This is a genomic window from Rathayibacter sp. AY1E2 (assembly GCF_002932325.1).
In the GTDB taxonomy this organism is placed as follows: domain Bacteria; phylum Actinomycetota; class Actinomycetes; order Actinomycetales; family Microbacteriaceae; genus Rathayibacter.
In genome coordinates, this window is record NZ_PSVO01000014.1 from 30558 (window position 1) to 42761 (window position 12204).

The window sequence follows — 12204 nt, forward strand, 5'->3', positions numbered from 1 at the left end:
AGGAGAACACCCGTGCAACGACCCACCAGAAACCGCAGGACCACGCTGATCGGCATCGTCGCCGTCGCCGTCACGTCCTCCCTCGCGCTCGCCGGCTGCTCCGGCGGATCGGCGGGGAACGACTCCGGCGAGCCGGCCGGCGAGATCACTGTGCTGACCAACCGCACCGACCTGGTCGACACGACCTTCGCCGACTACGCGACGACGTTCGAGGGGAAGTACCCCGGGACGACCGTGAAGTTCGAGGCCCTGACCGACTACGAGGGCGACACCAAGATCCGCCTGAACTCGAAGGACTACGGCGACGTGCTGCTCATCCCGAGCTCCAACGTCACCAAGGACGACTACTCCGACTACTTCGAGCCGCTGGGCTCGACGGAGGAGCTGTCGAAGACCTACCGCTTCACCAACGAGGGCTCGTTCGACGGCACCGCCTACGGAGTCTCGACCTTCGGCTCGGCCATGGGCTACGTGTTCAACCGCGACGTCTGGACCGCGGCGGGCATCACCGACCCGCCCGCCACGGAGGAGGAGTACCTCGCCGACCTCGAGAAGATCAAGGCCGACGGCGTCGTCCCCTATTACACGAACTACAAGGACGGGTGGCCCCTCGCGACGATCGAGGGCAACCTCGGCACGGTGCAGGGGGCGGACGTCCGCACCGAGATGATCGCGGACGACGCGCCCTGGACCGAGGGCAACGACCAGTACAACATCGACGGCCTGCTCTACGACACGGTCGCGCAGGGCCTCAGCGAGGCGGACCCGACCACCACGAACTGGGAGGAGTCGAAGGACCTCCTCGCGAGCGGGGAGATCGGCTCGATGGTGCTCGGCTCCTGGGCCGTCTCGCAGATGCAGGACGCGGCCGAGAAGGCCGGGAAGTCCCGCGACGTCATCGGCTTCTGGCCGATGCCGTGGGCGCAGGACGGGACCTTCACCTCGGTGACCGCCTCGGACAAGTTCCTCGCGATCAACAAGAACTCGGACAACAAGGCCACCGCCCGCGCGTGGATCGACTGGTTCACGAACGAGTCCGGCTACGCCGAGAGCCAGGGCGCGATCAGCCCCGTGATCAGCGACCCCGCTCCCGACACCCTCGCGGACTTCGACGCGCTCGGCGTGCAGTACCTCGAGCTCGCCCCGGACCCGGTCGGCAAGGAGGCGGTCATCAACGACATCGCCAACGAGGCCGAGATCGACCTGTTCGGCAACGCCTACCGCCAGGAGCTGATCGACGCCGCGCGCGGTGCGGGCGCCGGCGACAAGGAGTCGCTGTTCGCCGACCTCAACTCGCGCTGGGCCGCGGCCCGCGCCGACGTCGCCGAGTAGTCCCCGCGGGCGGCCGCCTCCCGCGGCCGCCCGCCCCCTCCCTCCGGAGCTCCACGGCTCCTGCACCCCCGAACGACGGAAGGATCGACCATGGCGATCACCGACGCTCCGCCCATCGAGGTCGGAGCGAGCAAGCGGATCCGGCCCCGCCGCCGGCAGCGCCTCACCGGCAGGCGCATCACCCCCTGGCTCTTCCTGGCGGTCCCGCTGGCGTTCCTGGTCGTGCTGACGTACATCCCGGTCGCGAACATGTTCTGGTACAGCGTCACCGACTGGGACGGCCTGGACCCCGACAAGACCTTCGTCGGCCTCGAGAACTACGTCGAGATCTTCACCCGGCCCGAGATCTTCCGCGTCTTCTTCGTCAGCCTGTTCTACCTCGCCGGCGCGATCGCGCAGCTCGGCCTCGCCCTCTTCTTCGCGACGCTGCTGAGCTTCCGCACCCGGTTCCGCAACTTCTTCAAGGGCGTCATCTTCTTCCCCTACCTGATCAACGGCGTCGCCATCGGGCTGATGTTCCTCTACTTCTTCCGTCCGGACGGCACGCTCGACGCGGTGCTCGGCGTCTTCGGCGTGCAGGACACCCCGCAGTGGCTCGGCGACCCCTCCGTCGTCAACGTGTCCCTCGCGGCCACCTCGGTCTGGCGCTACATGGGGCTGAATTTCGTGCTGTTCCTCGGTGCGATCCAGTCGGTCCCGGAGGAGCAGTACGAGGCGGCGGATCTCGACGGCGCGAGCGCGTTCGACAAGTTCCGCTACATCATCGTGCCGAGCATCCGGCGCATCCTCGGGCTGTCCTTCATCCTCGCGATCGCCGGGGCGCTCTCGGCCTTCGAGATGCCCTACATCATGACCGGCGGCGCGAACGGGTCCGAGACCTTCGTGATCCAGACCGTCGACACCGCCTTCCGCTACTCCAAGGTCGGCCTCGCGTCGGCGATGGCCGTGGTGCTGCTGGCGATCGTGCTGATCATCACGGCCGTGCAGCGGCGCGTGTTCCCCGACGAGAAGGCGAGCCAGGAATGACCAGCACCCAGCAGCGCCCCCCGGCGGTCACCGGTCTCCCGGTGACGCGGCAGGCGGCCGTGAAGGAGCGGCGCACCCGCCGGTCGGCGGGATCCGTCCTCGGCTCGATCGGGAAGTACGGCTCGCTGATCGTGGCCTGCCTCTTCGCTCTCGTGCCGATCGTCACGATCGTGATGCTCGCGTTCAAGACCTCGGCGGAGTACCGGGGCACCGGACCGCTCACGCCGCCCTCGAACTGGTTCAACCTCGAGAACTTCGCCATCGCCTTCACGCAGGGCGGGATGGTCACCGGGTTCCTCAACACCGGGATCATCCTCGTCGTCTCGATCGTGGGCACCGTGCTGATCGGCACGATGGCCGCCTACGCGATCGACCGGTTCCGCTTCCGCGGGCGGAGCCTGGTGACCGGGCTCTTCCTGCTCGCGACGCTGGTCCCCTCCGTCACCACGCAGGTGGCGACGTTCCAGGTGATCAACGCCCTCGACCTCTTCAACACCCGCTGGTCGGCGATCCTGCTGTTCACGGGCACCGACATCGTCGCGATCTACATCTTCCTGCAGTTCATGCAGTCGATCCCGGTCTCGCTGGACGAGGCCGCAATGCTCGACGGAGCGAGCCGCTTCACCGTGTACTGGCGGATCGTGCTCCCGCTGCTGAAGCCCGCGATCGCGACCGTGGTGATCATCAAGGGGATCGCGGTCTACAACGAGTTCTACATCCCCTTCCTCTACATGCCCTCCCGCGACCTCGGCGTGATCTCGACCTCCCTCTTCCGCTTCATGGGGCCCTTCGGGGCGCAGTGGGAGGTCATCGCCGCCGGCACGATCCTCGTGATCGTCCCGACGTTGATCGCGTTCCTCTTCCTCCAGCGCTTCATCTACAACGGACTGACATCAGGAGCTACGAAGTGACCCACACCCTCGACACCACTCCTCGCACCGCGGCGGCCACCAGCCGTCCGCTGCACGACGGCTGGAGTGTCCGCGCGACCCGCGGGCCGATCCCCGCCGAGCTGGTCTCGGCCGTCGTCCCCGCGGTGGTCCCCGGCCTCGTCCACACCGATCTGCTCGCGGCCGGGCTGATCCCCGACCCCTATCTCGACCAGAACGAGAAGAAGGTCACCTGGATCGGCGAGACGGACTGGGAGTACTCCTCCTCATTCGACTGGGCCCCCGACGGCCGCGACGTGCACGAGCTCGTCTTCGAGGGCCTGGACACGGTGGCCGTCGTCACGCTGAACGGGCGCGAGATCGCCCGCACCCGCAACCAGCACCGCACCTACCGGATCCGCGTCGACGAGGCTCTGCAGGAGGGGGCGAACGAGCTGGTCGTCGCCTTCGCCTCGCCCGTCGCCGAGGCCGACCGAGCGAGCCTCGAGATCGGCTACCGGCCGCACACCTACTCCCACCCCTTCAACGCCCTGCGGAAGGCCGCCTGCAACTTCGGCTGGGACTGGGGGCTGGACGCCGCCTCCGCCGGCATCTGGAAGCCGGTGACCCTCCAGGCCTGGAGCGGTGCGCGCCTCGCCTCGGTGCGCCCCGTGGTCACGGTCGACGGGACGACCGGCCGCGTCGAGCTGCACGTGGGGCTCGACCGGGCCTCGGACGCCGAGGTGGAGGTGCGCGCCTCCGTCGCCGGCGCGGAGGCCGTGGCGAGCGTCCCCGGTGGCGAGCGCACCGCGGTCCTCCACCTCGAGGCGGCCGAGGTGGCCCTGTGGTGGCCGCGGGGCTTCGGCGGGCAGCCGCTCCACGACCTCGAGGTCGCGCTCCTGCAGGGCGGAGCCGTCATCGACGAGCGCTCCCAGCGGATCGGCTTCCGGACCCTGGAGGTGCAGCTCGACCGCGACGACGAGGGCACCTCGTTCCGCTTCGTCGTCAACGGCGAGCCCGTCTGGATCCGCGGAGCCAACTGGATCCCGGACGACGCCTTCATCACCCGGGTCGACCGCGAGCGCCTCGCCCGCAGGATGGACCAGGCCGAGTCCGCGAACCTCAACCTCCTCCGCATCTGGGGCGGCGGCTACTTCGAGTCCGACGACTTCTACGACCTCTGCGACGAGCGCGGCATCCTCGTCTGGCAGGACTTCCTCTTCGCCTGCGCGGCCTACGCGGAGGAGGAGCCGCTCCGCAGCGAGGTCGAGGCGGAGGTCCGCGACAACGTCACGCGGATCATGCCGCACCCGAGCCTCGCGCTCTGGAACGGCAACAACGAGAACATCTGGGGCTTCGAGGAGTGGGGCTGGGAGAAGCGCCTCCAGGGCCGCACCTGGGGCCTGGGCTACTACCTCGATCTGCTCCCGCGCCTGGTCGCCGAGCTCGACCCGGCGCGCTCGTACACGCCCGGGAGCCCCTGGTCGGGCGACCCGCAGATCTTCGCGAACGACCTCGACCACGGCTCCGTGCACCTCTGGGAGCTGTGGAACCGCGTCGACTACCCCGCCTACCGGGACGCCCACGCGCGATTCGTCGCCGAGTTCGGCTGGCAGGGGCCGGCGTCGTGGTCGACCATCCAGCGCTCGATCTCGGACTCGCCGCTGACTCCCGAGTCGCCCGGGATGATCCACCACCAGAAGGCGACCGACGGCAACGACAAGCTGACCGACGGTCTCGTCGCTCACCTCCCGCTGCCCGACGACACGGAGGACTGGCACTGGGCGATGTCGCTCAACCAGGCGCTCGCGGTGACGCTCGCGATCGAGCACCAGCGCTCCGAGAGCCCGCGCTGCATGGGCTCGATCGTCTGGCAGCTCAACGACTGCTGGCCGGTCACCTCGTGGGCCGCGGTGGACGGCGACGGCACCGCCAAGCCGCTCCTCTACGCGCTCAAGCACGTCTTCGAGGACCGTCTGCTCACCGTGCAGCCGCGCGGGGAGGGGCTCGCCGTGGTCGCCGTGGGCGACTCCCCCGAGGAGTGGGCGGGCGAGTGCGTCGTGCGCCGCCTGGCGTTCGACGGGACGGTGCTGGCGGAGGAGCGGCAGGAGCTCGCGGTCGGGGCGCGCTCGGTGCGCACCCTGCCGATCGGGTCCGGCGTGGCGACGCCCGAGGACGCCGCCGCCGAGCTGCTCGTCGTCGACTTCGCCGGGACGCGCGCGTTCTGGTTCTTCGCCGAGTACCGCGACTCCGCCCTGGAGGCCGAGCGCCTGCGCACGAGCGCCGCCCCCGTCGAGGGCGGAGTGCAGGTGACCGTCACCGCCGAGAACCTCGTGCGCGACGTCACCCTCCTGGTCGACAAGGTGGACCCGTCCGCCGTCGTCGACGACCAGCTGGTCACGCTGCTGCCGGGCGAGAGCGTCGTCTTCACGGTGCGCGGCTCCGGTCTCGACCCCGAGGCGCTGGTGTCGCCGAGCGTGCTGCGCACGGCCAACCAGCTCGTCGCCGACTGGGCCTGATCCGCGGTGAGCACGCAGCCCGCCCTGGCCGTCGACGTCGGCGGCACGAAGATCGAGACCGCCCTCGTCGACGCCGGGGGCGGGCTCGTGCCCGGCACGCGGCACCGGCGCGCGACCGGCCCCGCCCTGACTCCTGAGGAGTTCGAGCGGGCGCTCGCGGAGTGCGTCGCCGCCTCGACGGCCGGGGCGGACGTCGTCGGCGTCGGCGCCGGATCCGCGGGGCCGATCGACCTCGACGGCGGCCGGATCCGACCGAAGAACCTCCCGCTGCTCCACGGCGTCCCGCTCCGGGAGGCGCTCGAGCGGCTCGTGCCCGGTCGGCCGGTCGAGCTGCGCCTCGACGGGACCTGCATCGCCCTCGCCGAGCACTGGTACGGGGCCAACCGGGGCGCCGTCTCCTCGGTGAGCCTCGTCGTGTCGACCGGGATCGGCGGCGGGATCGTCCTCGACGGCCGGGTGCTGGCGGGCCGCTCCGGCAACGCCGGCCACCTGGGCCAGGTGCACGTCGCCGACGCCGACCCCGAGGAGGGGAGCGACGGGACGCTCGAGAGCATCGCCTCCGGACCGAGCACCGTCGCCTGGGCCCGGCGCCGGGGCTTCGCCGGGAGCACCGGGGAGGAGCTCGGGCGCGCGGCCGCGGACGGCGAAGCCGTGGCCCTGTCCGCGGTCCGCCGCTCCGCCGAGGCCGTCGGCACGGCGATCGCGGGCGCGGCGACCCTGCTCGACGTGCACGACTTCGCCGTCGGCGGCGGCTTCGCGGGCGTGACCGGCGACTACCTCGACCTCGTGCTGGCGAGCGCCCGGGAGCACGCGGTCCTGGACTACGCCCGCGGTCTCGACGTCCGCCCGTCCGGGCTCGGCGGGGAGGGGCCTCTGATCGGCGCGGCCGCCCTGATCCTCCGATCGACGGCGGCGGCGCGCGAGCCCGCCCTCGTGCCGTGAGCGGCATCTCCTCCGAGCATCCGCTCCGCTCGGCCCTGCGCCCGTCGCGGCACCGGGTCGTAGGGGCGGCGCTCGCCTACGTCGTCAAGGACAGCCCGCTGTGGATCCTGCCGCTCGTCACCGCCGCCGTGGTCGACGCCCTCGTCGACGGCCGGTCGCCATCGGCGCTCGTCGTGCCGGCCGCGGCCGCCGCGGCGACGATCCTCGCGAACATCGGGGCGAACGCGGTCTACGTGCGGCTCTCCTCGTCCGCCGTCCGCGCGCTGGGCCTGCGGCTGCGGGAGGCGCTCGCCGAGCGGCTGCAGAGCCTCTCGCTCGACTACCACTCGCGAGGCAGCGCCTCCATCGCCCAGACGAAGGTGGTGCGCGACGTCGAGAACCTCGAGCTGATGCTGCAGCAGGCCTTCGGGCCGGTGCTGACAGCGCTGGTGGTGCTCGTCGGAGCCGGAGTGGCGACGGGCACGAGGGTGCCGCAGTTCCTGCTGGTGTTCGCGCTGACCGTCCCGCTCGCGGCCGCACTCGTGCTCTGGCTCCGTCGGCGGACAGCGGCCGGCAACGAGGCGTTCCGGCGCCACGTCGAGACGATGTCCGGCACCGTCGGCGAGATGTCCGCGCTCCTCGAGGTCACCCGCGCCCACGGCCTCGAGAAGGTCTCGGTCCAGCGGGTGGTGGAGGCCGCCCGCCGCGTCGAGCGGGCGGGCGTCGCCCTCGACCGCCTGAACGGGCGCTTCGGGGCGCTGTCGTGGAGCAGCTACCAGCTCATCACGCTCGGCTCGCTCTTCGGCGCAGCCGTCATCGCGATGACGGGCGTCCTGCCGGTGACGGTCGGCGAGGTCGTGCTGCTGAGCTCCTACTTCGCGCTGCTCACCGGGACGATCACGGCGGCGTTCCAGACTGCTCCGCTGGTCACCCGCGGCCTCGAGTCGCGCCGCTCGATCGCCGAGGTCCTGGCGGACCCCGACGTGGAGCACAACGAGGGCGAGCCGGTCGTCGACGCCCTCGCCGGAGGAGTCGAGCTCGACCGGGTGAGCGTCGACTACGGCGACCGGCGCGTGCTGCACGACGTGTCGCTCCGGATCGCCCCGGGGGAGACCGTGGCCTTCGTCGGTCCCTCCGGCTCGGGGAAGTCGACGCTGACCCGGGTGGTCCTCGGATTCGTCCGCCCCTCGCAGGGCCGAGTACTGCTCGACGGCCGTGACATCGCCGCCCTCGACATGCGCACGGCCCGCCGCTTCGTCTCGGTCGTGCCGCAGGAGTCGGTGCTCTTCCGCGGCAGCATCCGCGACAACGTGCTCTACGGGACAGGGGACGCCGACGACCACCGGCTCGAGGCGGCGCTGCGGGCGGCGAACGCGGAGTTCGTCCTCGAGCTGCCCGACGGCTGGGACACGGTCGTAGGGGAGCGGGGCGCCCTGCTGTCGGGAGGCCAGCGCCAGCGCCTCGCGATCGCGCGGGCCCTGATCCGCGACCCCCGTCTGCTCGTGCTCGACGAGGCGACCGCCGCACTCGATCCGCGCACCGAGCGCGAGGTCCGGCTCGCCCTCGACCGGCTGCGCGAGGGGCGCACGACGCTGATCGTCGCCCACCGCCTGAGCACCGTCCGCACGGCCGACCGGATCGTGGTGCTCAGCGAGGGGCGCGTCGTGGAGCAGGGGACGCACGATGAGCTGCTCGCGACGGGCGGCGCGTACGCCGCGCTGCACGCGACGGCCTGAGCGGGCCGCCGCCGCGTCCATCCGTCGTCCGCGGCCCGTGCCCTCCGCCGGGACGGGCCGCTGCTGACGGATCGATCGCGGGTGCGGGCGCGCGGGAGCCTCGTTAGCGTGGAGGTCCGCGCCGATCGCCGGCGCTGAGGGGAGCCCCATGGACCAGACCGAGGAGATCGACGCCCGGGCGGAGGCCCTGCGCGCCGACCCCGAGAGCTTCGCCGCGATGGACGCGCTCTGGCGCAGCGTCTACGCCCTGCCGATGTGGTGCTTCATCGCGCGGGGGCCGGACGACGCGCCCACCCCCTTCGTCGGCGGCCTGGAGTCGGGGCCGATGGTCTTCGCTTTCACCACGGGGGAGCGCGCCCGCGCCGGGGCGCTGCACGCCGGCCTCTCCGACGAGGACGCGTCGCGCGTGCTGAAGGTGCCGATGCCGGCCGCGCTCGAGTGGATCGCGGCGATGAGGTCCTCCGGAGTCGCGGGAGTGGTCTTCGACCTGCCCCGCTTCGGGTACTTCGCGCCTCTCCAGAACCTGCTGCCGATGCGCGACTTCATGGCGGCGAACCCGCCGGCCTGAGCCCTGCCCCGTCGAGACCAGCGGATTCGCCGATACCAGCTGATCCGGTGGTTGTCGCCGCCCCGAACTGGTCACTGGACGACACCCGAGGATGGTGGGCCGGAGGCGCGCCCGTCCTCCGAGGACGAGGCCGGGAGACGCCGATGGGGAAGCTGCACTACGACGGATCGGTCGAGATCGACGTCGAGGACCGGGTGCTCGCCCACCTGCAGATCGTCCTCACCGCGAAGCTGCGCCGGGGGGAGTCGTGCCTGCTCACCTGGCGCGACGAGAACGGGATGAGCGACGGCCGCAGCGCGATCTGGCTGCACCCCTCGCACACGCTCCGCTACACCTACGCCGGCGGCCGCATGCCCCGCATCAACCCCGCCTGGATCTCGGCGCTCACCGATCTCGCGAACTCCGCCGGCGGCCTCCGCTTCGTCCCCGAGCCGCCGGAGCCCGTGCGTCCCCCCGGCGGGAGCGCTCGCCGGTGACCGGCGGCCGGCCCCGTGCCCGGCCTCGGGCTCAGCAGCCGGAGTCGGCGGCGTCCGCGTCGAGCGCCGCCGCGGTGCCGAGCGCGATCAGCGACTGATCCGTCGCGACCGCGACCCTCGGGAAGCCGAGCGCTCGCAGCAGCCCGGCGCGCTCGCGGTCGCCGGCGTAGGCCCCGGCACCCTTGCCTGCGCGCCGGGCCGCCGCGGCGATCCTCGGCAGCGGGTCGTCCGGTCCGTCCGCGGCGAGCAGGTCGGACAGGTCCCGTCCGAGGCCGATCGCGAGGTCGAACGGGCCGACGAAGACTCCGCTCACGCCCGGCACCGCGAGGATCCGATCGACGGCGTCGAGACCGGCCTGCGTCTCGATCATGACCCAGAGCGCGGTGCGCGCCTCGGCGGCCGACGGGGGAGCGGCGCCCCAGAGATCGGACATCGGCCCCCAGCTGCGGCGGCCGAGCGGCGGGTAGTGCGCGGCGCGGACGGCCGCGAGCGCCTCCTCGACCGTCTCGATCATCGGGACGACGACGACGTCCGCTCCGGCGTCGAGCGCCCTGCCGATCAGCGCGTCGGAGAGCCCCGCGACCCGGACGCCGACGGGCGGCCTCCCGCTCACGGCGCCGAGTGCGCGAAGGGAGGCGAGGACCGCGGCGTCGTCGAACGCGCCGTGCTGCGCGTCCAGGCACAGCCACGCCGGCCCGCCGCGCGCGATCTGCGCGACGGTCAGCGGCTCCCCGAGCCGGCACCACACCCCGTCGGCCCGACCGTCTCCGAGAACCCGTTCCGCATCCACGGGTCCGATCCTCGCGCATGGAGCGCCGCCTAGGCGAGGACCGCCAGCGCCGTCGACAGGATCCCGAGGACGACGCCCGCCCCGAGCAGGATCAGGCCGGTCAGGCGCAGCGCCCGCACCGCGTCGCTCCACCGGCGCAGGCGGATGCGGTGCGGATCCTCCTCGCGGTAGTGCACCTCCCGCTGGTCCGACCGTGTCGGCGTCAGCGGGTCCCCGGCGGACAGCGGACGCGATCGCACCTCGCCGGCCCGGGTCACCCAGTACAGCGCGAGGGGCGGACCCTCCTCGAGGTAGGCGGTCGTCGTCAGCCAGCGTCCGTCGATCAGCGCCGCGACGAACGCGGCGAGCAGGAACAGCACGCCGAGGGGGAGGGTGACAAGCGAGAGGGCCTCGGAGATCGTCTCCAGCATGCAGCGTCCCTCCGACCGGATCCGGTGCTGAGCGTACCGAGTCGGCGGCCGGCGCGTCCGCAGTGGGACGCGCCCCGCCGCCGAGCCCGCGGGCCTCAGCCCCAGGCGACCTCGAGGTCGACGACGAACGTCACTCCGAAGCGGTCGCGCAGCATCCCGTAGAGGGGCGACCAGGCCGCCGGGGCCAGGGGCACGACGACCGCCGCCCCCTCCGAGAGGCCGTCCCAGAGGCGGTGCAGCTCGTCGGCGTCGGAGCCGCGCAGCGACACGAACACCGGGATCGTGCCCGGGTCGTAAGCCGTGTGCGCGGGGACGTCGTACGCCATGACGCGGAAGCCGGCCTCGGAGACGACCTGGCCCCACATCAGCTGGTCGGCCTCGTCGGGCGAGGTGACAGCGTTCGCGTCCGCGTAGGACATCGCGTCGACCCGGCCTCCCGTGACCGAGGCGTAGAACTCCAGTGCCTCGCGGGCCTGTCCGCGGAAGTTGAGGTGGGTCGTCGTGGTGATGCTCATCGTGCGCTCCTCGCAGTCGTGCCGGGTCGATCGCCCGGTGCCCCGACGCTCCCAGGAGAAGAGGACGGTGACGGTCCTCTTCTCGGAATACCCTCGGGACGTGCCCACGACGACCGAGCGGCTCCTCCTGCTCCTCTCCCTCCTGCAGACCCGCCGCGACTGGCCGGGCGGAGTGCTCGCCGAGCGCCTGGGGATCGCGCCGCGCACGGTGCGTCGCGACGTCGACCGACTCCGCACGATGGGCTACCGGATCGACGCGGCGAAGGGCCCCGACGGCGGGTACCGGCTCGAGGCCGGCGCCGAGCTTCCGCCGCTGCTCTTCGACGACGAGCAGGTGCTCGCCCTCACCGCCGCCCTGCGCGCGCCGATCGCGGGGCTCGAGGAGGCGTCGGCCCGTGCGCTGGCGACGGTGCGGCAGGTCCTGCCCGCCCGGCTCCGGCCCCGAGCGGATGCGCTGCGCTTCACGGTCGCGGCGGCGCCGGCTCCCGCGGTCCCCTCGGAGCGGCTGGTCGCGGTCGCGGCGGCCGTCCGGGCCTCGGAGGTGCTCCGCTTCGCGCACGCGGAGGCGGTGCGCCGCGTCGAGCCCCACCACCTGGTCGCGCGTCAGGGCCGCTGGTACCTCATCGGCTTCGACCTCGACCGCGACGACTGGCGGGTGTTCCGCGTCGACCGGCTCGAGCCGCGCTCGCCCCGCGGGGCCCGCTTCCGCCGCCGGGTGCTGCCGGGCGGGAGTCCCGCCGAGTTCCTGGAGGCGCGGTTCCGCGGCGGAGCGCCCGGGGAGGGGTGGCCGTGCCGCGGCTCGGTGGTGCTGGAGGCGCCCGCCGCCGAGGTCCTGCCCTACGCGGGCGACGGGGAGGTGGAGGACCTCGGCGACGCGGGCTGCCGACTCGCCCTCGGCGCCTGGTCGTGGGAGGCGCTCGCCGCGTCGTTCGGCCGGTTCGACGCTCCGATGGCCGGGGCCGAGCCGCCCGAGCTGGCCGCCGCGTTCCGCGTGCTCGCGGAGCGGTACGCCGCGGCGGGAGCCTGACCGGACCGCGGCGGC

General features: G+C 72.7%; 12 protein-coding genes. 9 read left to right on the forward strand and 3 right to left on the reverse strand.

Translation table 11 applies throughout. The features are described 5' to 3' along the window. Positions 1-12 precede the first annotated feature (12 nt). The 8 genes from C5C49_RS11260 (at position 13) to C5C49_RS11295 (ending at position 9447) form a co-directional block, all read left to right on the forward strand. On the forward strand, positions 13-1332 hold the full coding sequence (locus C5C49_RS11260) for an ABC transporter substrate-binding protein (RefSeq protein WP_104234024.1): 1320 nt from the start codon (positions 13-15) through the stop codon (positions 1330-1332). Between the two features lie 90 nt (positions 1333-1422). Continuing rightward, positions 1423-2358: a carbohydrate ABC transporter permease gene (locus C5C49_RS11265; RefSeq protein ID WP_104234025.1), complete on the forward strand. Its 936-nt coding sequence runs from the start codon at positions 1423-1425 to the stop codon at positions 2356-2358. After that, positions 2355-3269 (forward strand): carbohydrate ABC transporter permease, encoded by a 915-nt coding sequence (locus tag C5C49_RS11270; protein ID WP_104238482.1) that lies wholly within the window; start codon positions 2355-2357, stop codon positions 3267-3269. Before C5C49_RS11265 ends, C5C49_RS11270 begins: the two co-directional genes overlap by 4 nt. Next, positions 3266-5746 (forward strand): glycoside hydrolase family 2 protein, encoded by a 2481-nt coding sequence (locus C5C49_RS11275; protein ID WP_181135760.1) that lies wholly within the window; start codon positions 3266-3268, stop codon positions 5744-5746. The genes C5C49_RS11270 and C5C49_RS11275 overlap by 4 nt, the downstream gene beginning before the upstream one ends. Before the next feature lie 6 nt (positions 5747-5752). Next, positions 5753-6688 (forward strand): ROK family protein, encoded by a 936-nt coding sequence (locus C5C49_RS11280; RefSeq protein WP_104346191.1) that lies wholly within the window; start codon positions 5753-5755, stop codon positions 6686-6688. Further along, the gene (locus tag C5C49_RS11285) at positions 6685-8403 is read left to right on the forward strand and encodes an ABC transporter ATP-binding protein (protein ID WP_104238484.1); all 1719 of its coding nucleotides are present in this window, start codon (positions 6685-6687) and stop codon (positions 8401-8403) included. The genes C5C49_RS11280 and C5C49_RS11285 overlap by 4 nt, the downstream gene beginning before the upstream one ends. Before the next feature lie 148 nt (positions 8404-8551). Further along, positions 8552-8971 carry a hypothetical protein gene (locus tag C5C49_RS11290; protein ID WP_104346192.1) on the forward strand — a complete coding sequence of 140 codons (420 nt, stop codon included), beginning with the start codon at positions 8552-8554 and terminating at the stop codon, positions 8969-8971. A gap of 143 nt (positions 8972-9114) precedes the next feature. Further along, the gene (locus tag C5C49_RS11295) at positions 9115-9447 is read left to right on the forward strand and encodes an ATP-dependent DNA ligase (protein ID WP_104258024.1); all 333 of its coding nucleotides are present in this window, start codon (positions 9115-9117) and stop codon (positions 9445-9447) included. 31 nt (positions 9448-9478) lie between these two features. On the opposite strand, the gene C5C49_RS17030 is transcribed toward C5C49_RS11295, so the two are convergent. From C5C49_RS17030 to C5C49_RS11305, 3 genes are all read right to left on the reverse strand, one after another. After that, positions 9479-10237, reverse strand: a complete 759-nt coding sequence (locus C5C49_RS17030) for an HpcH/HpaI aldolase/citrate lyase family protein (RefSeq protein WP_159940053.1) — start codon at positions 10235-10237, stop codon at positions 9479-9481. 29 nt (positions 10238-10266) lie between these two features. Then, entirely contained in the window at positions 10267-10647 is a 381-nt protein-coding gene (locus tag C5C49_RS17035; protein ID WP_181135761.1) for a hypothetical protein, read from the reverse strand. A 95-nt stretch (positions 10648-10742) separates the two neighbouring features. Beyond that, entirely contained in the window at positions 10743-11162 is a 420-nt protein-coding gene (locus C5C49_RS11305) for a VOC family protein (protein WP_104251003.1), read from the reverse strand. Positions 11163-11262: 100 nt separating this feature from the next. On the opposite strand from C5C49_RS11305, the gene C5C49_RS11310 reads away from it, so the two are divergent. Next, the gene (locus tag C5C49_RS11310; protein WP_258068446.1) at positions 11263-12189 is read left to right on the forward strand and encodes a YafY family protein; all 927 of its coding nucleotides are present in this window, start codon (positions 11263-11265) and stop codon (positions 12187-12189) included. Positions 12190-12204: the final 15 nt, after the last annotated feature.